Source organism: Acidovorax sp. GW101-11A03 (assembly GCF_059424825.1).
In genome coordinates, this window is the sequence record NZ_JBWKZU010000007.1 from 1 (window position 1) to 21001 (window position 21001).

The 21001-nt window shown below is 67.0% G+C and carries 16 protein-coding genes; 11 read left to right on the forward strand and 5 right to left on the reverse strand.

Annotated elements, in window-relative coordinates; all coding sequences use genetic code 11:
• Window positions 1–115: 115 nt before the first annotated feature.
• Window positions 116–2914, reverse strand: a complete 2799-nt coding sequence (polA, locus tag AC07Z7_RS04930; RefSeq protein ID WP_494765528.1) for a DNA polymerase I — start codon at window positions 2912–2914, stop codon at window positions 116–118.
• A gap of 64 nt (window positions 2915–2978) precedes the next feature.
• Between polA and AC07Z7_RS04935 the strand changes: the two genes are divergently transcribed.
• The 4 genes from AC07Z7_RS04935 to AC07Z7_RS04950 all read left to right on the forward strand — a co-directional run bounded on the left by AC07Z7_RS04935 (window position 2979) and on the right by AC07Z7_RS04950 (window position 6266).
• Window positions 2979–3338, forward strand: a complete 360-nt coding sequence (locus AC07Z7_RS04935; protein WP_494765529.1) for a hypothetical protein — start codon at window positions 2979–2981, stop codon at window positions 3336–3338.
• A gap of 99 nt (window positions 3339–3437) precedes the next feature.
• On the forward strand, window positions 3438–4388 hold the full coding sequence (locus tag AC07Z7_RS04940; protein WP_252657723.1) for a homoserine kinase: 951 nt from the start codon (window positions 3438–3440) through the stop codon (window positions 4386–4388).
• A 191-nt stretch (window positions 4389–4579) separates the two neighbouring features.
• A complete protein-coding gene (locus AC07Z7_RS04945) occupies window positions 4580–5428 on the forward strand; it encodes a BPSS1780 family membrane protein (protein WP_252657722.1) in 849 nt (282 codons plus the stop codon).
• A complete protein-coding gene (locus AC07Z7_RS04950) occupies window positions 5382–6266 on the forward strand; it encodes a FecR domain-containing protein (RefSeq protein WP_494765530.1) in 885 nt (294 codons plus the stop codon). Before AC07Z7_RS04945 ends, AC07Z7_RS04950 begins: the two co-directional genes overlap by 47 nt.
• Before the next feature lie 134 nt (window positions 6267–6400).
• Here AC07Z7_RS04950 and AC07Z7_RS04955 read toward each other — a convergent pair whose 3' ends face one another.
• The gene (locus AC07Z7_RS04955; protein ID WP_094285420.1) at window positions 6401–8617 is read right to left on the reverse strand and encodes a PhoX family protein; all 2217 of its coding nucleotides are present in this window, start codon (window positions 8615–8617) and stop codon (window positions 6401–6403) included.
• A gap of 325 nt (window positions 8618–8942) precedes the next feature.
• Between AC07Z7_RS04955 and AC07Z7_RS04960 the strand changes: the two genes are divergently transcribed.
• From AC07Z7_RS04960 to AC07Z7_RS04975, 4 genes are read left to right on the forward strand one after another with little or no spacing between them, the layout of a single operon-like run.
• The gene (locus tag AC07Z7_RS04960) at window positions 8943–10157 is read left to right on the forward strand and encodes an imelysin family protein (RefSeq protein ID WP_494765531.1); all 1215 of its coding nucleotides are present in this window, start codon (window positions 8943–8945) and stop codon (window positions 10155–10157) included.
• 2 nt (window positions 10158–10159) lie between these two features.
• Window positions 10160–11641: a di-heme oxidoreductase family protein gene (locus tag AC07Z7_RS04965; RefSeq protein ID WP_494765532.1), complete on the forward strand. Its 1482-nt coding sequence runs from the start codon at window positions 10160–10162 to the stop codon at window positions 11639–11641.
• On the forward strand, window positions 11638–12729 hold the full coding sequence (locus AC07Z7_RS04970; RefSeq protein WP_494765533.1) for an imelysin family protein: 1092 nt from the start codon (window positions 11638–11640) through the stop codon (window positions 12727–12729). Before AC07Z7_RS04965 ends, AC07Z7_RS04970 begins: the two co-directional genes overlap by 4 nt.
• Window positions 12719–13855 carry a DUF1513 domain-containing protein gene (locus AC07Z7_RS04975; RefSeq protein ID WP_494765534.1) on the forward strand — a complete coding sequence of 379 codons (1137 nt, stop codon included), beginning with the start codon at window positions 12719–12721 and terminating at the stop codon, window positions 13853–13855. Before AC07Z7_RS04970 ends, AC07Z7_RS04975 begins: the two co-directional genes overlap by 11 nt.
• A gap of 131 nt (window positions 13856–13986) precedes the next feature.
• On the opposite strand, the gene AC07Z7_RS04980 is transcribed toward AC07Z7_RS04975, so the two are convergent.
• On the reverse strand, window positions 13987–14532 hold the full coding sequence (locus AC07Z7_RS04980; protein WP_494765535.1) for a P-loop nucleotide/nucleoside kinase family protein: 546 nt from the start codon (window positions 14530–14532) through the stop codon (window positions 13987–13989).
• On the reverse strand, window positions 14533–16986 hold the full coding sequence (locus tag AC07Z7_RS04985) for a UvrD-helicase domain-containing protein (protein ID WP_494765536.1): 2454 nt from the start codon (window positions 16984–16986) through the stop codon (window positions 14533–14535). It lies immediately after the preceding gene.
• A 43-nt stretch (window positions 16987–17029) separates the two neighbouring features.
• Between AC07Z7_RS04985 and AC07Z7_RS04990 the strand changes: the two genes are divergently transcribed.
• Window positions 17030–17737 carry a hypothetical protein gene (locus tag AC07Z7_RS04990; RefSeq protein WP_494765537.1) on the forward strand — a complete coding sequence of 236 codons (708 nt, stop codon included), beginning with the start codon at window positions 17030–17032 and terminating at the stop codon, window positions 17735–17737.
• 243 nt (window positions 17738–17980) lie between these two features.
• Complete coding sequence (locus AC07Z7_RS04995; RefSeq protein ID WP_094285413.1) at window positions 17981–18958, forward strand: GMP reductase; 978 nt, start codon at window positions 17981–17983, stop codon at window positions 18956–18958.
• 48 nt (window positions 18959–19006) lie between these two features.
• On the opposite strand, the gene AC07Z7_RS05000 is transcribed toward AC07Z7_RS04995, so the two are convergent.
• Window positions 19007–19888 (reverse strand): alpha/beta hydrolase, encoded by an 882-nt coding sequence (locus AC07Z7_RS05000; RefSeq protein ID WP_494765538.1) that lies wholly within the window; start codon window positions 19886–19888, stop codon window positions 19007–19009.
• A gap of 122 nt (window positions 19889–20010) precedes the next feature.
• Between AC07Z7_RS05000 and AC07Z7_RS05005 the strand changes: the two genes are divergently transcribed.
• Window positions 20011–20919 (forward strand): NAD(P)-dependent oxidoreductase, encoded by a 909-nt coding sequence (locus tag AC07Z7_RS05005; RefSeq protein WP_494765593.1) that lies wholly within the window; start codon window positions 20011–20013, stop codon window positions 20917–20919.
• The last annotated feature ends 82 nt before the right edge of the window (window positions 20920–21001 follow it).

A 21001-nucleotide genomic window follows, 5' to 3' on the forward strand; every position in this document is an offset into this window, starting at 1 on the left:
GGTTGTCTTCGTCTTGCGTGGCATTCATGCTCCTTGTTGACATGCTATGCCTCACACACAAAACATCTGACAGGCTCGCGAAAACCGATGTATCCCTCAAAGCTATCTCCCAACCTCAATGCGCCTTATCCCAATTAGCCCCCACCCCCACCTCCGCCAGTAGCGGCACCTTCAGCGCCGCCACTTCCGCCATCAGGCGCGGGATGTGGGTCTTGAGCCAGTCCACCTCGCTCTCGGGCAGCTCAAACACCAGTTCGTCGTGCACCTGCATGATCATTTGGATTTCCGGCTTGTGGGCGTCCAGTTCCTTTTGCACGGCCACCATGGCCAGCTTGATGAGGTCGGCCGCCGTGCCCTGCATGGGCGCGTTGATTGCGGCGCGTTCGGCCCCGGCGCGGCGGGGGCCGTTGGGGGAGTTGATTTCGGGCAGGTACAGGCGGCGGCCAAACACGGTTTCGACATAGCCCATGGATTTGGCGGCGGCCTTGGTGTCGTCCATGTACTGCTTCACGCCGGGGTAGCGCTGGAAGTATTTGTCGATGTACGCGGCAGCGGCCTTGGTCTCGATGCCGAGGTTCTTGGCCAGGCCAAAGCTGCTCATGCCGTAGATGAGGCCAAAGTTGATGACCTTGGCATAGCGGCGTTGCTCGCTGGTGACCTGATCGACCTCCACTCCAAACACTTCGGCAGCGGTGGCGCGGTGTACGTCCAGCCCGGCGTGGAAGGCGTGCAGCAGCGAGTGGTCGCCGCTCAGGTGGGCCATGATGCGCAGCTCGATCTGGGAATAGTCGGCACTCGCAATCACGCGGCCTGCGGGGGCTACGAAAGCCTCTCGCACGCGGCGGCCTTCGGGGGTGCGGATAGGGATGTTCTGCAGGTTGGGGTCGTTGCTGGACAAGCGGCCTGTCACAGCCACGGCCTGCGCGTAGTGCGTGTGCACGCGGCCTGTGCGTGGCAGGGCCAGTTGGGCGAGCTTGTCGGTGTAGGTGCCTTTGAGCTTGACGAGGCTGCGGTGCTCCAGCAGCTTGGCGGGCAGGGGGTAGTCCTCGGCCAGCTTTTCCAGCACTTCTTCGTCGGTGCTGCGGGCGCCGGTGGCGGTCTTCTTCACCACGGGCATGCCCAGCTTGTCGAAGAAAATTTCGCCGAGCTGCTTGGGGCTGCTCAGGTTGAAGGGCTGGCCTGCAATCTCATACGCCTCGGTTTCCAGCTGCAGGATGCGCTGGCCCAGTTCGTGGCTTTGCGCGGCCAGCGTGGGGGCGTCAATCAGCACGCCGTTGCGTTCGATGCGGTACAGGGCTTCGCTGCTGGCAATCTCCAGCTCGTAGATAAAGCGCAGTTTGTCGTCCGCCTGCAGCAGGGGCCACAGGGCGTTGTGTACGTCCAGGGTCTGGTCGGAGTCTTCGCACGAGTAGGCGGCTGCCTTGTCCACAGGTACTTGCGCAAACGGGATCTGGTGTGCGCCCTTGCCGCACAGGTCTTCGTAGGTGATGCCTTTGCGGCCGGTGTGGCGCTCGGCCAGGCTGGTCAGGTTGTGGGGTTTGTGCACTTCAAGCACGTAGCTTTGCAGCATGGTGTCGTGCGCGTAGCCCTGCACTTCGATGCCGTGGTTGGCGAACACATGGCGGTCGTACTTGATGTGCTGGCCCAGCTTGTGGTGCTTGGGGTTTTCCAACCAGGGCTTCAGGCGGACGAGCACTTCGTCCAACGGCAGTTGCGCGGGCGCATCGGGGCCTTCGTGGCGCAGGGGGATATAGGCGGCTTCGCCGGGCTGCACGCTGAAGCTGATGCCGACGATTTGCGCGCGCATTTCGTCGAGAGAGTCGGTTTCGGTGTCGATGGCCGCGAGTGGGGCTTTGTGCAGGCGCTCCAGCCACTGGTCAAAGTCGGCCCAGTTGAGGATGGTGTCGTACACCACCGTGCGGTGCTGGGCCTCCTCGGCCACGGTGCTGGCGGAGTGGTCGGCAAACAGGTCACCGCTGTGGCCGGGCATGGCGACGGTGGGGGCTGTAGCCGCTGGAGCCGATGCACCCTTGATGGCGGCTGCCAGGCCCTTGAAGCCGTACTTTTCGTAAAACGGCAGCAGGCCAGCGTTGTCCGGCGCGTCCAGCGTGATGTCGTCAAACGCAGGCAGGCCGGGGATGTAGTCGGCCAGCGCGCAGTCGGTCTTCATGGTGACGAGCTGGCGGCTCAAGGCCAGCTGGCCGCTGGCAATGGCCTCGCGCAGGTTGTTGCCCGCCACGCCCTTGATGGCGTCGGCGTTGGCGATCAGGTTGTCGAGCGAGCCATATTCCTCCAGCCACTTGGCGGCTGTCTTGGGCCCCACCTTGGTCACGCCGGGCACGTTGTCCACGGTGTCGCCCACCAGCGCCTGGTAGTCCACCATCAGCGCAGGCGGCACGCCAAACTCGGCCGTCACGCCCGCCACATCGCGGCGCTTGCCGCTCATGGTGTCGATGATGGTGATGTGCTCGTTGACCAGCTGGCTCAGGTCTTTGTCGCCGCTGGACACAATGACCTCGATGCCCTGCGCCGCGGCCGTGTGGGCCAGGGTGGCGATCACGTCGTCGGCCTCCACGCCGGGCACGGCCACCACCTTCCAGCCCAGCAGGTCCACCACCTGGTGGATGGGCTCGATCTGGCTGCGCAGATCGTCGGGCATGGGCGAGCGCGTGGCCTTGTATTCGGTGTACAGGGCATCGCGGAAGGTGGGGCCCGAGGCGTCGAACACGCAGACGGCGTAGTCGGCAGTCACCTCTTTGCGCAGCGCCTGCATCATGTTGATCATGCCGCGAATGGCACCGGTGGCAGGGCTGCCAGGGTCGCCCGGTACGGCCCGCAGGTCGGGCATGGCATGGAAGGCGCGGTAGAGGTAGCTGGAGCCGTCCACCAGCACCAGGGTCTTTTTGTCAGTCATGCGGCAATTGTGCACGGCCGGGCCGCGCCACGGCGCCTGCCAGGCAGCGCTCTACAATCGCCCGATGCGCGCTCTTCACCTTCTCTTGCTGCTGGGCATGGCCTGCGGCACCGCCCTGGCCCAGAATACAAGCCAAAATGCCCCTTCGGGCGCAACTGATAAGCGCGAAGCGCTCTCAAATCAAGAGCAACCGGCGGGCCGCACCAACCAGCGCACCGAGCGCATCCAGGTCGAAGACGCGGGCAGCCGCGTCGATGAGCTGCGTGTGGGTGGCCAGACACAGACCATTTCGGTACAGCCCAAGACCGGCAACATGCCCGGCTACGAAGTGCAATCGCCCGATGGCGCCCGCAGCCGTGCGGGCAGCAACAGCGGCGCCGAAACCACCACGGCCCCGCGTGTCTGGAACGTGCTGAAGTTCTGAGCCTGCGGCGGCCTCGCCGTCTGCCTTCAACGGCAGCGCTCCGCCCTGCCACCTGCCTCCCCGCCACTCCCCCCTTCTTTTTTCGATACCTTCCGAGCGATGGCCGTTTTTACCGAAGTCTCCAACACCGAGGCGCGCGAGCTGCTGCGCCGTTTGCAACTGGGTGAGCTGGTAGAGCTGCGCGGCATCGAAGGCGGTATCGAGAACACCAACTACTTCCTCACCAGCGACCAGGGCGAGTTTGTGCTCACGCTGTTCGAGCGCCTCACGGCCGAGCAGCTGCCCTTCTACCTGTACCTGATGAAGCACCTAGCGCATGGCGGCGTGCCCGTGCCCGACCCGCGTGCCGACAAGAACGGCGACATCCTGCACACCGTGTGTGGCAAGCCCGCTGCGGTGGTGAACAAGCTGCGCGGCAAGAGCCAGCTGGCGCCACAGGGCGCGCATTGCGCGGCCGTGGGCACCATGCTGGCGCGCATGCACCTGGCCGGGCGTGACTTTGATCGCCGCCAGCCCAACCTGCGCGGCCTGCCCTGGTGGAACGAGACCGTGCCCGTGGTGCTGCCGCACATTGGCGAGGCGCAATCGGCCCTGCTGCGCGCCGAGCTGGCTTACCAGAATCATGTGGCGGCCAGCTCGGCCTACGCGGCCCTGCCCTGCGGCCCCGTGCATGCCGACCTGTTCCGCGACAACGTGATGTTCGAGGGCGAGGAGCTGACCGGCTTCTTCGACTTCTATTTTGCGGGCGTGGACACCTGGCTGTTCGACCTGGCCGTGTGCCTGAACGACTGGTGCATCGACCTGCCCACCGGCGCACACGATGCCGAACGCGCCACGCGCATGCTGGATGCCTACCAAGCCGTACGCCCCCTGACTGCCGCAGAGCGCGAGCTGCTGCCCGCCATGCTGCGCGCAGGCGCGCTGCGGTTCTGGATCTCGCGGCTGTGGGACTTTTACCTGCCGCGCGAGGCTTCCATGCTCAAGCCACACGACCCCACGCACTTCGAGCGCGTGCTGCGCCACCGTGTGGCGCATCCGGTGCACGCCTGACCCCATCCCCACCAGACCACGGGGCATGGCGATGACGCTGCCCCTGCGCCGTGGCTGGAATGGGCTCCTGGGGTAAATTCCTGCCCATTGCTTCTTGCCTGTTGCCCGCAGCGCCCCGCGCCAAGCCAGCGCCCCCGGCGCGGCGCAGCGAAGGCGGCGTGAACCGGCCCACCCTCTCCTGCACCCATTCAATGAAACTCCACATCGTCCCCGCCCGCACCGGCATGGCCTGGGTCAAGCTTGGCATCCGGGCGTTCTGGCGGCAGCCCATGGCGCTGGCAGCGCTGTTCTTCATGACCATGGCCTCCATGTCGGTGGCCACCATGGTGCCCCTGGTGGGCCCAGCCATTGCGCTCGCGCTGCTGCCGTCGGCCACGCTGGCCATGATGGTGGCTGCGGCCGAGGCCACGCAGGGGCGGTTTCCGATGCCCACGGTGCTGCTGGTGGCGTTTCGCACCGGCCGCCAGCGGCTGCGCGACATGCTGGTGCTGGGCGCGCTGTATGCGGTGGGTTTCCTGGGGGTGATGGGCCTGTCGGCCCTGATCGACGGCGGGCAGTTTGCCCAGGTGTACCTGGGTGGCGCCAAGCTGACCCAGGAGGTGGCGCAGGACCCGGCCTTCCAGAGCGCCATGTGGCTATCCATGGTGCTGTATTTGCCGCTGTCACTGCTGTTCTGGCATGCGCCGGGGCTGGTGCACTGGCACGGCGTGCCGCCGGTCAAGGCGCTGTTCTTCAGCATCGTGGCCTGCGTGCGCAATTTTGGCGCGTTTCTGGTCTACGGGCTGGGCTGGCTGGGGGTGTTCCTGCTGGGGGGCCTGGTGGTCAGCATCGTTTCAGCGCTGCTCGCAGTGGCGGGGCTTGCCGGTGCGGCGGCCGGTGGCATCATGGTGGGGGCGGCCATGATGATGGCGGCCATGTTCTTCACGTCGGTGGTGTTCACCTTCCGTGACTGCTTCGACCCCCCATCCACGGCCACCGTGCACGAGGCGCCCCATGACGAGCCACCGCAACCACCCCCATCAACTCCTGGGCCGCTCTGAACAAGAGCTGGCCTGGTTCCAGCGGCGCAGCCTGCTGCAGGCTGCCGCCCTGTGGATCACATCCGGCGGCTGGGCGGCAGCCCATGCGCAGGGCCGCAGCAACATCGTGGAGCTGCGCGGTGACGTGCTGCGCAATGGCGAGCCGCTGACCGCCCAGCACACCATCACCGCCAACGACCGCATCGAGACCGGTCCGGGCTCGACCGCCGTGTTCACCGTGGGCGACAGCGCCTTCATGGTGCGCCAGAACTCACGTGTGGCGCTGGAGAGCGACACCCCCACGGCCGTCAAGGCGCTGCGCGTGCTGAGCGGCGCCGTCGCCAGCGTGTGGGGCAAGGGTGCCGACCGCCAGATCGTGCTGCCCACCGCCACGGCCGGGATCCGGGGCACCGGGGTCTATGCCGAGGTGTTCCCGGACCAGGCCCTGCGCGGCTATTTCTGCAACTGCTACGGCACGGTGGACCTGGCGGCAGGCAGCGAGAGCCTGGTGAGCCAATCGTCCTACCACCAGGCCTTCTGGGCCGAGCCTGCCCCCCGCAATGGCCGGCTGCTGACGCCTGCAGGCGCTATCAACCACACCGACGAAGAGCTGGAGTTTCTGGCGGGCCTGGTGAACCAGCGCACGGCCTGGCAGGTGGCCGGGCGCAAGGGTGTGAAGGACGGGCGCGGGCAGATGGACTATTCAGCCCCACCGGGCAGCGCTGGCAACACTGGCAGTGGTGGCGGTTCTGGCAGCGGCGCAAAACCCCCGCCCCCACCAGCTCCGGCTCCTGCGGCCCCCTCACCGGCCCCCGCGTCCCGCCCCCGGCCCGCATCACCTTACGGCCCGGACTACTGAGCGCGGCGGCAAGCTGCCGCTGCGGCCCTCTGCGCCAGCCTTGCCAAGCCGCGCACGTTAACCGCCCCAAAAACAAAAAGGCCGGCTCAAGAGCCGGCCCATGCACCGTGGGAGGCAACCCTCCCACCGCTGCATCAGGTCCCGATGGTGCCGCCATCGTTCTTGGTGATCACGATCGTGGCCGAGCGGGGGCGCTTGCCCGCGCCGTAGCCCGCATTGGAGGGCCACTGGCTGGTGTACTTGGCAGGGTCGCCCAGATTGGCCAGCGCGGTGGTCTCACCCGGGTGCTGGATGTTCACGAAGATGGCCTTGCCGTCGGGCGTTTCGGCCACACCGGTGATCTCGCTGCCGCTAGGGCCCACCAGGAACCGCTTGAGCGTGCTCTCGGTCGCGGCCTTGCCCACGGGGGTCACGATGTCCATCTTGGAGCCATCGGCCTTGGTGTAGCTCAGCGTCTTCTTGCCACCGTCACCCACCTGGCCGGGCACGGCGGCCAGCATCATGCAGTTGGTCACGTCGGTGTAGGCGCCGTCGTCGGTCTGGATCCAGCAGATGCCGGTGGCCTTGCTGAAGGCCAGGCCGTCGGGGCTGGAGAAGTCCTGGTCGGCCGTCAGCGACGAGATGTTGACCATCGTCTTGTCAGCACCGGCTTCGGCACCGAACAGGTACACGTCCCAGGTGAACGCCGACACGGATGCACCTTCCTTCAGGCGCACCATGTGGCCGTTGGGGTTGCCGTTCTGGGCGCTGCTGCCCTTCATGTCGGTATAGGCGCGGGGGTTGGCCGCGTCGGGCAGGTACTGGCTGCCGGTGGGGTTCACACTCCGGTTGCTGTTGTTGGTCAGCGTGAAGTACACCTCGCCATTGGCGGGGTTCACCGCATTCCATTCGGGGCGGTCCATCTTGGTGGCACCCACGGCGTCGGCTGCGATGCGGGTGTTGATGGCGATGTCGGCCGCGTCGGCAAACTTGTAGGCCGCGTAGCCGCTGATGGCGGTGTTGGCCAGCGACAGCTCGATCCAGCTGCCCGTGCCGTCGGCGTTGAACTTGGCCACATAGAGCTTGCCGCTGTCCAGGTACTTGTCGCCCACGGCCATGCGGTCGGCGGCGTTGGCGTCGGCCGCGTTCCACAGCGCGGTGGAGACAAACTTGTAGATGTATTCGCCGCGCGAGTCGTCGCCCATGTACACGCTCAGGGGCTTGCCCGCTTCCACCTTGCCAAACGCTGCGCTTTCGTGCGCGAAGCGGCCCAGGCCCGTGCGCTTCTTGGCCATGCGGGTCTTGTCGTAGGCGTCGATCTCGACGATGTAGCCCATGCCGTTCATCTCATTGCGGTAGTCGTCGCTGCCGTCGGCCGAGGTGCCGGTCTTGCTGTTGTTCCAGCGCTGGTACTGGTCGGCAGTGCCGCCGCTTTCCCAGCCGTGGCGCGATGCGGCGCCCTGGTTGCGGCCATAGCGCTTGAGGGCCGTCACGCTCTTGTCGTTGCCGCGTGCGGCATCGTCAGCGGCGCTGCGGGTGAAGTAGCCAAACCAGTTTTCCTCACCGGTCAGGAATGTGCCCCAGGGCGTCTTGCCCGTGCCGCAGTTGTTCAGCGTACCGCGCGTGGTGGTGCCGGTGGGCGAATACTTGGTGACCAGCTGTGCATTGCCGCGTGCGGGGCCCGAGATTTCGATGGGGCTGAGCGCCGTCAGGCGGAAGTTCAGTGCCGAGTTGGGCGTGTAGGCCCACTTGCCCGCCGTCTTGGCCACCTCGATCACGGCGATGCCGTGGGCAGCGGTTTCCTTGTCGATTTCCGACGCAGGGCGGGGCAAGGTGGTGGTGCCGCCATTGGCGTGCAGAAAGTGCGACGACAGCTTTTCGTCGGTGGTGGCTTCGTGGTTGATGGCCAGCAGGCCGCGCTCGGTAGCGTTGTCGTTGCGCTTGCCATCGGCGCCCAGGCCAAACCACTCCATGCCGTCGTGGTGGTCACCCGCACGCTTGTCGAAGTCGCCATCGGTGCCGTCGTTCTTGTAGGCAGGCACGCCAGCGGCGATGGGGTCGCCCAGCGCGAACAGCACGCTGGCGGTGTAGCCCGCAGGCACGGTCACCACGTCGGCCAGGCTCTTGGGCACGGCGCCAAAACCCAGCAGCTTGGGGCCCGCAGGCACGGCATCGTCACTGCCACCACCACAGGCGCTCACACCGAACCCGGCCAGCATGGCCGTGCCCACGGTGCCCACGCTGCCACGCAGCAGGCCGCGGCGCGACAGGCGTGCACCCAGCACGGCGTCGAACGTGGGGTTGGCGGAGGTGTTGGCGTTTTCGTTGTTGAAATCGATGGCCTGCTCGGGCGCATCCACACGGTGGGTCATGGGGTTCCTCGGGGGTTGTTGGTTACAAAGCCTGTGGAGCGTAGAAACACCGGGTGACACCGCCGTGAAGCTTTTGCGTCGGTTTCGTGACATGCGATTCCAGGCTGCGCCCGAGGGATTGAATAAATACGAATAACTATCATTTGTATAATCTCCATCGCCCCAGACCGCCCAGCCAATCTCCGCGCGCCCCCGCCTTCCCAAGGCCTGTGCGCGGCCCCCACCAGCCAGTGCGGCCCCTCCGTTCCCACCCCGTCATCGCGGCGCCCCGCCCAGCCCCCGGCTGTCGGTGCGGCAGCCTGCGTGCCCCTTTGGAGACCCCTGCATGACCTCGCCCTTCCTGAAGACATCGCTGCTGGCAGCGGCCCTGTGCACCACCACCCTCGCCTGCAGCACCGGCGCCGCAGCACAGACCCCGACAGCAGCCGTCCCCCAGGCCCAGGCCGCACAAGCGGTGACCTCGCAGGCCGTGGCAGCGCACTACGCCACCCTGGTGCATGCAAACTACGCCGACACCCTGGCCAGCGCCCAGGCGCTGCGCGAGGCGGTGCTGGCCTTCACTGCCAAGCCTTCGGCCGAGACCCTGGCCGAAGCCCGCAAGAAGTGGCTGGCTGCGCGCGAGTTCTATGGCCAGACCGAGGCCTTCCGCTTTTACGGTGGCCCCATTGACAACGACAACGGCCCCGAAGGCCGCATCAACGCCTGGCCCATGGACGAATCCTTTGTGGACAGCGTGCAGGGCAAGCCCAGCGCTGGCCTGGTCAACAACCGCAAGTTCGCCATCACCAAGAAGAACCTCACGGCCCAGAACGAGCGCGGCGGCGAAGAGAACATTGCCACCGGCTGGCACGCCATCGAGTTCTTCCTGTGGGGGCAGGATCTGTCCGAGACGGGCCCAGGCAACCGCAACTTTGAAGACTTCGTGGACGGCAAGGCCCCCAACGCCGACCGCCGCCGCCAATACCTGAACGTGGTGACCGACCTGCTGATTGACGATCTCACCACGCTGGTGAAGGCCTGGGCGCCCGATGCGAAGAACAACTACCGCGCCAAGTTCGTGCGCGGCGGCAATGAGTCGATCCGCAAGATGCTCGTGGGCCTGGGCTCGCTCTCGCGCGGCGAGCTGGCGGGCGAGCGACTGGAAGTGGCCCTGAACAGCCAGGACCAGGAAGACGAACATTCGTGCTTCTCCGACAACACGCACCGCGACGCGGTGACCAACGCGAAGGGCATCCAGAACGTGTGGCTGGGCGAGTACCAGCGCGCGGACGGCAGCGTGCTGCAAGGCCCATCGCTGCGCGCGCTGGTGGCCGCCAAGGACGCGGCGCTGGCCGCCAAGACCACGCAGCAAATTGCCGCCTCGGTGGCAGCCGCCGAAGGCATACAGGCACCGTTCGACCGCGAGATCATCGGCGGCAAAGACGCCCCGGGCCGCCAGCGCATCCAGAAAACCATCGACAGCCTCACGCAGCAAAGCAAGGACCTGGTGGCCGCAGCCAACGCCATCGGCATCACCAAACTCACGCTGGTGCAGCCCTGAACATGCAGATTCCGCAAGCCACACGCCGCCAACGCGCCCTGCGCGTGGCGGCAGCCAGCATCGGCGTGATCGCCCTGGGAGGCATCGGGTTCAGCTCCCTGACGGCCGCCCCCGCGCCCGACCCGCTGGGCGAGAAGACCGGCGGCGACACCACCGTGTTCGCCACCGGGCGCAATGCCTTTTCGTTCCCGGCCGCCAACCTGAGCGATGAAGAGCGCACGCGTTTTGTCATCGGCAACTCGTTCTTCCGCCGCAACTGGGTGGAGGCGCCCGCCTCCACCAAAGCCCGCGACGGCCTGGGCCCGCATTTCATTGCGCGGTCCTGCGGTGGCTGCCATGTGCAGGACGGGCGCGGCGAGCCGCCAGCCATCTTCAACCGCCTGGGCGAGACCAAAGACCCGACCGTGGCCTTGCTGATCCGCCTGTCCATCCCCGGCACCGACGCGCACGGCGGGCCCCGGCCCGACCCGGTGTACGGCGACCAGTTCAACAATGCGGCCATCCAGGGCGTCCAACCCGAAGGGCGCGTCACGCTGCGCTACGACACGATCAAGGGCAAATTCGCCGACGGCACGCCCTACAGCCTGCAAAAGCCCGTGTACGGCCTTGCCAACCTGGGCTACGGCCCCATGCACCCTCAGGTGATGACCAGCCCGCGCATCGCACCGCAGATCATCGGCGTGGGCCTGCTTGAAGCCATTGCCGAGGCCGACATCCTGGCCAACGCCGCCGACCAGGCCGCCGCCCCCGGCCCCATCAAGGGCGTGCCCAACCAGGTGTGGGATGCGCCATCAGGCCGCATGATGCTCGGGCGCTTTGGCTGGAAGGCCAATGTGGCCACGATTGCGCACCAGACAGGCGGCGCCTTCCTGGGCGACATGGGCATCACCTCACGCCACTTTGCACAGGAGGCCTGCACGCCCGCGCAGAAGGACTGCCTGGCCGCACCCAGCGGCCAAAGTGGCGGCGACCAGGGCCAGCCCAGCGTAGAAATCGACGACAAGACCCTGGCCGACGTGGTCTTCTACCAAGCCACGCTGGCACCGCCCGCGCGCCGCAGCATCAACGATGCGCAGGTTCTGCGCGGCCAGGCCCTGTTTGCGCAAGCCCAGTGCGCCACCTGCCACCGCCCGAGCTACGTCACCCAGGGCGGCCCCTTCCCGCAACTCACCAGCAAGGCGCTGAGCGGCCAGCGCATCTGGCCCTACACCGACCTGCTGCTGCACGACATGGGCGAGCGCCTGGCCGACAACCGCCCCGACTTTGGCGCCAACGGCCGCCAGTGGAAGACCCCGCCGCTGTGGGGCACGGGCCTGATCAAGGACGTGAACGGCCACACCCGCCTGCTGCACGACGGGCGTGCACGCGGCGTGCTGGAAGCCGTGCTGTGGCACGGCGGCGAGGCCGAGGCAGCCAAGGAGCAGGTGCTGAAAATGAAGAAGGCCGATCGGGATGCGCTGGTGAAATTCGTGGAGTCACTATGACCATGAGAACCCTTGCCGCGCTGCTGCTGGTCCTGCCCCTGGCCGCCCCGGCGCAAACAGCCCCCCCCGCCTGGCAGCGCAATGCCGTGCCCTTCTACGACACGGTGCACGCGCTGCAAGGCATCTACGGCCATTGGGCCCTGCCGCGCGCACAGGACTTCGACCGCAGCGCACGCGCCCTGGTGCCCGCCGTGGCGGCGCTGTGCGAAGCGCCTGCGGCCGGCGGCAAGGCGGCGCTCGAATCCGCACGCACCGCCTGGCAGGCCACGGCCCGCGCGTGGGAGCAGCTGTCTGCCGTGTCCGTAGGCCCCGTCATCGCCCGCCGCAGCCAGCGCGCCATCGACTTCACGCCCACGCGCCCTGCCCTGATCGAGAAAGCCATCGCCGCCCAGCCCCAGGGCGCCAAGGCGTTCGAGCGCATCGGCACGCCCGCCAAGGGCCTGCCCGCGCTGGAATGGCTGCTGTGGACACGCCCCGCCCAGCCCGGCAGCCCCGCCTGCAGCTACGCCCACGAGGTGGCGCAGGACGTGGCCCGCGAGTCCGCCGCGCTCGAAAAAGCCTTTGCCGACGCCTCGGGCACCGACTGGGGCGCCGAGGATGAGCAGGAGCAGTCCACCCAGGCCATCAGCGAGTTTGTGAACCAGTGGGTGGGCGGCATCGAACGCCTGCGCTGGGCGCAGATGGAGAAGCCGCTGCGCGCCGCCGGATCGGGATCTGGCGCGCGCACGCCGGATTACCCCCGCACCGCCAGCGGCAGCACGCTGCCCGCCTGGGCCGCCACCTGGGGCGGGCTGCGCAGCCTGACCACCCTGCCCGCCCACGCCCACATCCCCGCCGCTGGCGAGGCGCTGGTGCCACTGGAGATGTACCTGCGCGGCAAGGGCCTCAACCCGCTGGCCGACAAACTGCGCCAGGCCACCGACAAGGTGGACGCATCGATGGCGCAGGTGCAGAAGTCCGGCTTGCAGAACAAGGCGGCCATTCAGCAGACCGCGCGTGATCTGGCCGCGCTGAAGTTCCTGGCCGAATCCGAAGTGGCGCCTGCGCTGCAGGTGAGCATTGGTTTCTCGGACGCCGATGGCGACTGACCTGCACCGCCGCCATGCCCTGGCCGCTCTCGCGGGCCTGGGCGTCTGCGTGCTCGCCCCCGGCGCGGCCTTCGCCACCGCCGGTGACCGCGTGTACCTGGCCGCCGCGTGGGAACACCGGGGCAGTTTCCATATCGGCGTGCTGTCCACGCGCGAAGGCGCCGGGCAGGCGCTGCAGGTTCACGCCGCGCTGGAGGTGCCGACCCGCGCGCACGGCCTGTGTGTGTTGCCCGACGGGTCGCTCATCGCCACGGCCCGCCGCCCCGGCGACTGGCTGGTGCGCTGGCGGCCCGGCGCAGGCGGCGGGCCCCAGTGGCTGTGGCAAGACGGCGAGCGCTCCTTCAACGGCCATGTGCTGGCCAGCGCCGACGGCCAGCGGCTGTACACCACCGAAACCGATGCCGAGACCGGTGCGAGCTGGGTCGTGGTGCGCGACGCCCGCACGCTCGCTACCACCGCCGCTTGGCCCACCCACGGCATCGACGCACACGAGCTGGTCTGGGACACCCGGGGACGCAACGGCGGCGCCCCCACCCTCATCGTCGCCAACGGCGGCGTGCCCACCGCGCCCGAAACCGGCCGCGTCAAGCGCGACCTGGGCGCCATGGACTCATCGCTCGTGCGGCTTGACGCCCACACGGGCCGCCTGCTTGGCCAATGGCGCCTGCTGGACCCGCGCCTGAGCCTGCGCCACCTGGCCTGGAGCCCCGACGGCGCCCTGCTGGGCATCGCGCTGCAGGCCGAACACGACGATGCCGCCATCAAGAACGCCGCCCCCGTGCTCGCGCTGTTTGACGGCACCGCGCTGCGCGGGGTGGCGGCGCCAGAACCAATTGCCCAGCGCCTGCGCGGCTACGGCGGCAGCATGGCCGCCACCCCCACCGGCTGGGCCGTGAGCTGCCCGCGCGCCCATGGCATCGCCACGTTTTCGCTGCAGGGCGATTGGCAGGGCCTGGTGCCGCTGCCCGAGGCATGCCCACTGGCCGTGCGCAGCGGCGCGCTGTGGGCGGGTGGCCTGGCAAGCAGCCTGCAGAACGCGCAGGCTGCGGCACCGTTGGCGCATCCCCATGAAGCGGGGTTGCAAGGCGCGCGGCTGGACAACCACTGGGTTACGCTCCAGAGCTGAAATTTCAAGCAAAAAACAGGCTTCTCCGCGCTATATACAAGCGCTTTAAGCTATCAAAAGAGAAGCAAAAACCCATCCAGAGCAACGCCCCGCAGGTCGGGTTGGCGCAATGCAACCCGACCTGCGCAGGCTCATCCGCCGGACTGTTCAAAAAGGCGCTGCCGCAACGCGGCCAACACCTCAGCGGCAATCTGCTCCGGCGCCATGCGCGCGGTGTCCACCACCCTCCGCGCGGTCTGCGATGCAGGCCAGGGCTGGTAGTCATGCTGCTGCACGGCGTGCCAGCTGGGCGGCGTGAGCCCGGGGATGTCGCTGCTGCGGCTCTCGACGCGGCGCCGGTGCTCTGCCGCGTCCGAGCAGACCACCTCCACATCCAGCCACGGCACCGGCACGCCACGGGCCACGCTGTGCCAGGCATCACGCGTCACCGGCAAGGGGTTCACACAGTCCACCAGCACCGGCAGGCCCTGCGCCAACTGAGTGCGCGCCAGCGCGTAGGCGACCCGATAGCCTGCGGTGCCGACCTCGGCCCCGGCATCGCGCAGCGCCTGTTCGATGGTGTCAATGCGCAGGTACACCGCCTGCCACTGCGCCAGCAGCGCGCGGGCCACAGTGCTCTTGCCCACGCCCGGCAGTCCGCCCAGCACCACCAAGGCTGCGGCGCCGGGCACGCCCATTCAGTCCACCACCGTGAGCTTGGCCACCGACAGCGCCAGCCACTTCGTGCCGTGGCGCGGAAAGCTGACCTGGGCGCGCGCATCGTCGCCCTGCCCCTCGATGGCCAGCACCTTGCCTTCGCCAAATTTGGTGTGGAACACGGCGATGCCCACGCGCAGGCCGTGCGAGGGTGCGGCCTTCTGTACGGGCACCGGGGGGCTGGCGAAGGTCTCTGACTTCAAGCCAAAACTGCCTCTTCCGCCTGCTGCATATGGGTTTGTTGCTCCCATATTAGGAGCATACGAGCCAAACCCCTGCTGCTTGGGCGTGATCCACTTGAGCGCGGCCTCGGGCAGCTCGTCAAAAAACCGGCTCTTGATGTTGTAGCGCGTCTGGCCGTGCAGCATGCGCGTTTGCGAGTGGCTCAGGTACAGGCGCTTGCGCGCGCGGGTGATGGCCACGTACATCAGGCGGCGCTCTTCCTCCAGGCCGTCGCGGTCGCTGGCGGAGTTCTCGTGCGGGAACAGGCCCTCTTCCATACCGCCGATGAACACGCAGTCAAACTCCAGGCCCTTGCTCGCGTGCACGGTCATGAGCTGCACGGCGTCCTGTCCGGCCTGGGCCTGGTTGTCGCCCGCCTCCAGCGCGGCGTGGGTGAGGAAGGCTGCCAGCGGCGAGAGGGTTTCGCCGGTGTCGGCGTCCACGATGCCGGGCACGGCGGGTTTCAGGGGCTCGTCCAGCACCGGCGCATTGGGGTCCAGCCCTTGGCTGACCATGCTCTGGGTGAGCGGCGTGCCGTGCTCGTCCAGCGGCAGGGCCACAGCGTCGCGGCCAAAGCCCTCTTGCGTAACAAAACTCTCGGCGGCGTTGACCAGTTCCTGCAAGTTCTCGATGCGGTCGGCGCCTTCCTTTTCGGTGCGAAAGTGCTCCACCAGGCCCGTGGATTCGAGCATCTGCTCGATGATGCCGCGCAGGTTCAGGCCCTGGGTCTGCTCACGCAGCACATCCACCATGGCCACAAACGCGCCCAGGTTGGCGCCCGCCTTGCCGGGCACGGCGCTCACCGCATCGTGCAGCGAGCAACCGGCAGCGCGGGCCGCGTCCTGCAGCACCTCGATGCTGCGCGCGCCAATGCCACGCGGCGGAAAGTTGACGACCCGGGTGAAGCTGGTGTCGTCGTGTGGGTTCTCCAGCAGGCGCAGGTAGGCCAGCGCGTGCTTGATTTCAGCGCGCTCGAAAAACCGCAGGCCGCCGTACACGCGGTAGGGCACGCTGGCGTTGAACAGCGCCGATTCGATCACGCGGCTTTGCGCATTGCTGCGGTAGAGCACGGCGATTTCCTTGCGCTCAAAACCATCGCTGCGCACCAGCTGCTTGATCTCGTCCACCATCCACTGCGCCTCGGCCAGGTCGGAGCTGGCCTCGTACACACGCACGGGCTCACCCGCGCCCTGCGTGGTGCGCAGGTTCTTGCCCAAGCGGCGGCTGTTGTGGCTGATGAGGTGGTTGGCCGAGTCGAGGATGTTGCTGTAGCTGCGGTAGTTCTGCTCCAGCTTGATCTGCTGCCTGACATCAAACTCGCGCACAAAGTCGGTCATGTTGCCGACGCGTGCGCCACGGAAGGCATAGATGCTCTGGTCGTCGTCGCCCACGGCGATCACACTGCCCCGCGCCTCGTAGTGCCCGTTCACCTCGTTGCCCGCCAGCTGCTTGAGCCAGGCGTACTGCAGCTTGTTCGTGTCCTGAAACTCATCCACCAGGATGTGCTGGAAGCGGCGCTGGTAGTGCTCGCGGATCGGGTCGTTGTCGCGCAGCAACTCGTAAGAGCGCAGCATCAGCTCGCCGAAGTCCACCACGCCTTCGCGCTGGCACTGTTCCTCGTACAGCTGGTAGATCTCGACCTTCTTGCGGCTGTCGCTGTCGTGCGTGGGCACGTCGCCCGGGCGCATGCCTTCTTCCTTGCAGCTGGCGATGAAGTACGACAGCTGCTTGGGCGGAAAGCGCTCCTCGTCCACGTTGTGCTGCTTGCACAGGCGCTTGATGGCCGAGAGCTGGTCTTGCGTGTCGAGAATCTGGAACGACTGCGGCAGCCCCGCCGCCTTGTGGTGCGCGCGCAGCAGGCGGTTGCACAGGCCGTGGAAGGTGCCGATCCACATGCCGCGCACGTTCACGGGCAGCATGGCCGACAGGCGGGCCACCATCTCCTTGGCGGCCTTGTTGGTGAAGGTGACGGCCAGGATGCCGCCGGGTGTGGCGTGGCCGTTTTGCAGCAGCCAGGCAATGCGGGTGGTGAGCACGCGGGTCTTGCCCGAACCCGCGCCCGCCAGGATGAGCGCATGGCCTGCGGGCAGGGTGACGGCGGCCAATTGCTCGTCGTTCAGGTTCTGCAGCAGGGGGGACAAAGGTGCGGGGGCCGGGGCAGCACCGGCGGGGGAAGGCGACGGCGCACCCGAAAACAGGTCTTGTGGGAACATCCGGCCATTGTAGAAAGCGCCCCCGCCCCTGCCCCGTCCCCCCATGAAAAACACTGCTCCTACCCTGGCCGGCCTGCTGCTGGCCCTTTCTTACGCCCCCGGCGCCTGGGCCCAGGCCAGTTGCAGCAGCGACGGCGTGCCCCGGCCCGTGGTGGTGTTCGAGCGCTTCATCAACGCCGACTGCGAAGCCTGCTGGACCGACCCGGCCACCCCTGCCCCGTCCGCCCGAGGCCAGGCCGTGGTGCTGGACTGGATCGTGCCCGGCGCCCTGGGCGACGACGCGCCCCTGTCAGCCGCCGCCAACGGCGATGCCCTGGCGCGCCTGGACACGCTGGCCCGCCCCGTGCCTGCACGCACCGACGTACACATCGCAGCCCTTGAATCAGCAGCCCCTGCGCAACTGCGCGTGGCGCAGGGCCCGCCGTTCAACGACTACATGGGCGCCGCCATCACCTTCACGCCGGCCCGCGCCGCGCGCCAGCACGGCCCCTGGCGTTTTCACCTGGCGCTGGTCGAATCCGTGCCTGCCGGAACCGATGGCACTGCAGTGCCCAGAAACGTGATCAGAAACATGCTTCTCGGCGCATGGGATAAAGGCAAAAAGCTATCAAAAACAGAGCAATTCAAGCAGCAGGAGATGCGCCCGGTGCGCATCCCCGAAGGGGCGAAGCCAGAGCACCTGCGCCTGGTGGGCTGGGTGCAGGACGCCCAGGGCCGCGTGGTGGCCGCTGCGCAGTCCCGCTGCCAGTGACACCGGCCGCATCGGCGGTGCCCGTGATACCGCTCATACCATCAGTGTTATAGGGTCTGCCGCACAGGCGGGTAGAATCAATCACCGGGCCCAAGTTTCTTGTCGCCCGGTTTTTTGTGCCCGCGCATTGCGGGGCTCGGAGCGGCCACCACGGCCCCGCCCACAAACCAAGCCGGTCCCAAGCCAAGCGCCCCACGCTGCTGAAATGGTTTGGCAGCGCCTTTCAAAGGAGCTTGGAATCTCATGGAAATCTTCGACTACGACAACATCCTTTTGCTGCCGCGCAAGTGCCGGGTGGAAAGCCGCTCGGAATGCGATGCCAGCGTGGAGCTGGGCGGGCGCTCGTTCCGCCTGCCCGTGGTGCCGTCCAACATGAAAACGGTGGTGGACGAAAAAATCTGCACCTGGATGGCGAAGAACGGCTACTTCTACGTGATGCACCGCTTTGACCTGGACAACGTCCAGTTCGTGAAGGACATGCACGCACAGGGCTGCTACGCATCCATTTCGCTGGGCGTGAAGCAGCCCGACTACGACACCGTGGACCAGCTGGTGGCCCTGGGTCTCACGCCCGAGTACATCACCATCGACATCGCCCACGGCCATGCCGACAGCGTGAAGAACATGATCGGCTACCTGAAGGACAAGCTGCCCAAGTCCTTTGTGATTGCGGGCAATGTGGCCACCCCCGAGGCCGTGATCGACCTGGAAAACTGGGGCGCCGATGCCACCAAGGTGGGCGTGGGCCCGGGCAAGGTGTGCATCACCAAGCTCAAGACCGGTTTTGGCACGGGCGGCTGGCAGCTGTCGGCCCTGAAGTGGTGCGCGCGTGTGGCCACCAAGCCCATCATTGCCGACGGCGGCATCCGCAGCCACGGCGACATCGCCAAGAGCATTCGCTTTGGTGCCAGCATGGTGATGATCGGCTCGCTGTTTGCAGGCCATGAGGAATCGCCCGGCAAGACGGTGGAAGTGGACGGCGCGCTGTTCAAGGAGTACTACGGCTCGGCCAGCGACTTCAACAAGGGCGAATACAAGCATGTCGAAGGCAAGCGCATCCTGGAGCCCATCAAGGGCCAGCTCGCCAACACGCTCATCGAGATGGAGCAGGACGTGCAAAGCTCCATCAGCTATGCCGGGGGCAAGAAGCTGATGGACATCCGCAAGGTGAACTATGTGATCCTGGGCGGCGACAACGCAGGCGAACACCTGCTGATGTAGAGCCCGCGCTGCCGGGCGCCGTGCACCATGCCACGGCCTCGCGGCAGGCTATATCCGCAGCAGGTTCTGCGCCATGTGGTGCAGGTCCTTGCCGGGCTGGGCCAGGGTGTCGAGGATGCTGAAGTGGTTCAGCCCCGGCAGCACCTGGCAGCGCGGCACCGAGTGAACACCCCAGGCCTGCTGCACCAGGCCATTCTGGCGGTGGAATTCTTCGCTCTCATCCCCGCCCGCCACGCAGTAAAGAATGCCGTGCTCGGGCGCCAGCAGGCGCGCGGGGCTGTCCTGCAGCACATGCTGGTCGGTCAGGTGCAGCGCCTCTTGCAGAAAAGGGGTGTGCATCAAAGGCTCCAGGTCGTGCAGCCCCGAGATCGACAGCGCGTTGCGCACCAGCCCATCCGGCAGGCCCGCACCGATCAGCGGCCACACACTCGTCAGCAACATGGCCGCCAGATGCCCGCCCGCCGAATGCCCGGCCACGGTGATGCGCCGCGCATCCCCGCCATGGGCCTCGATGTTGCGCGCCACCCAGGCAACCGCTTTTTCCATCTGCCGCACGATGTGCGGAATCGTGACCGGCGCCTCGGGCGTGCCCGGGCACAGCGCGTAGTTCACCACCACCACACAGAAGCCCGCCTGGTTGAACGGGGGTGCGATGAAGGAATGGTCGGATTTGTCGAGGGCCCGCCAGTAACCGCCGTGGATGAACACCAGCACCGGCACCGGGGCGCCGGCGGGGCGCGTGGAGGGGAAAACATCCAGGGTTTCCCCAGCACCCGCGCCATACGCCACATCCAGCACACAGGGCACCTGGGCACGCACCTGCGCGGAATCCCGTGCCCAGCGCTGCAGGTAGTCCATGTGGTCGGGAACCAGCGCGCGGTTGTTGTACATGCGCTCCAGCCAGGCCGGGTCGTTCAGGGGCAAGCTCATGGGCGATGTCTCCTTGGGCAAAAACAGCTTCGGGCATCATCTTTCCATTCGCTCCAAGCTGCAAGCTCCGTGACAGGCTGGTGCACCAAAAAGGCACATGATGGCAGCAGAGACAGCCTTTCATCTCAGCAAAAAAGAAGTACGCCATGACCACTACACCCCTGCGCATCGCCGTTCTCGGCATTGGCATGATGGGCCTGCCCATGGCCCGCCGCCTGAGCGAAGCGGGCCACCCGGTGCGGGCCTGGAACCGCACCCGTGCGAAGGCAGAGCCGCTGGCCCTGTATGGTGTCACCGTGAACAATACGCCCGCAGAAGCCGTGCAGGACGCCGACATCGTGATCAGCCTGCTCGAAAACGGCCCCGTGGTCGGCCATGTACTGTTTAACCAGGGCGCCGCCCGGGCCATGCGCAAAGGCAGCCTGTTCATCGACATGGCCTCCATCCAGCCCAGCGAAGCGCGTGACCATGCCGCGCGCCTGGGCGAGCTGGGCGTGGCGCACCTGGACGCGCCAGTCTCCGGCGGCACCGTGGGTGCCGAAGCGGGCACCCTGGCCATCATGGTCGGCGGCCGCCCCGAAGATTTTCAGCGCGCACTGCCCGTGTTTACCCCCCTGGGCCGCGCCACCCATGTTGGGCCCCATGGTGCGGGACAGCTCGCCAAACTGGCCAACCAGATGATCGTGGGCATCACGATTGGCGCCGTGGCCGAGGCGCTGCTGTTTGCGGCCAAGGGCGGGGCCGACATGGCCAAGGTCCGCGAGGCCATCAGCGGTGGCTTTGCCGACAGCCGCATCCTGCAACTGCATGGCCAGCGCATGGTGGAGCGCGACTTCGCCCCCCGGGGCCGCATGGCCGTGCAGCTCAAAGACATGCGCAACGCCATGGCCACTGCCCATGAGACAGGCTTTGATGCCCCCATCACCGCACTGTTCGAAGCCCTGTATGCCGACGGTGTCGAGCATGGCCTGGGCGATCTGGACCACAGCGGCCTCTTTGTGGAACTGGCCAGCCGCAACGCGATGCAGTGAAATTTTTTGGCCCGACTTGCTAACGACCAAAAAATTAGTGCATAATTCGAGGCTCTGCAGCAACGCAGACAGATTTTAAAAA

Coding starts and splice junctions, on each gene's coding strand:
- AC07Z7_RS04985 (WP_494765536.1), bottom strand. CDS start 16,986: ATGTTCCCACAAGACCTGTTTTCGGGTGCGCCGTCGCCTTCCCCCGCC.
- AC07Z7_RS04980 (WP_494765535.1), bottom strand. CDS start 14,532: ATGGGCGTGCCCGGCGCCGCAGCCTTGGTGGTGCTGGGCGGACTGCCG.
- AC07Z7_RS04935 (WP_494765529.1), top strand. CDS start 2,979: ATGCGCGCTCTTCACCTTCTCTTGCTGCTGGGCATGGCCTGCGGCACC.
- polA (WP_494765528.1), bottom strand. CDS start 2,914: ATGACTGACAAAAAGACCCTGGTGCTGGTGGACGGCTCCAGCTACCTC.
- AC07Z7_RS05000 (WP_494765538.1), bottom strand. CDS start 19,888: ATGAGCTTGCCCCTGAACGACCCGGCCTGGCTGGAGCGCATGTACAAC.
- AC07Z7_RS04990 (WP_494765537.1), top strand. CDS start 17,030: ATGAAAAACACTGCTCCTACCCTGGCCGGCCTGCTGCTGGCCCTTTCT.
- AC07Z7_RS04995 (WP_094285413.1), top strand. CDS start 17,981: ATGGAAATCTTCGACTACGACAACATCCTTTTGCTGCCGCGCAAGTGC.
- AC07Z7_RS04970 (WP_494765533.1), top strand. CDS start 11,638: ATGACCATGAGAACCCTTGCCGCGCTGCTGCTGGTCCTGCCCCTGGCC.
- AC07Z7_RS04940 (WP_252657723.1), top strand. CDS start 3,438: ATGGCCGTTTTTACCGAAGTCTCCAACACCGAGGCGCGCGAGCTGCTG.
- AC07Z7_RS04950 (WP_494765530.1), top strand. CDS start 5,382: ATGACGAGCCACCGCAACCACCCCCATCAACTCCTGGGCCGCTCTGAA.
- AC07Z7_RS04975 (WP_494765534.1), top strand. CDS start 12,719: ATGGCGACTGACCTGCACCGCCGCCATGCCCTGGCCGCTCTCGCGGGC.
- AC07Z7_RS04955 (WP_094285420.1), bottom strand. CDS start 8,617: ATGACCCACCGTGTGGATGCGCCCGAGCAGGCCATCGATTTCAACAAC.
- AC07Z7_RS04945 (WP_252657722.1), top strand. CDS start 4,580: ATGAAACTCCACATCGTCCCCGCCCGCACCGGCATGGCCTGGGTCAAG.
- AC07Z7_RS04960 (WP_494765531.1), top strand. CDS start 8,943: ATGACCTCGCCCTTCCTGAAGACATCGCTGCTGGCAGCGGCCCTGTGC.
- AC07Z7_RS04965 (WP_494765532.1), top strand. CDS start 10,160: ATGCAGATTCCGCAAGCCACACGCCGCCAACGCGCCCTGCGCGTGGCG.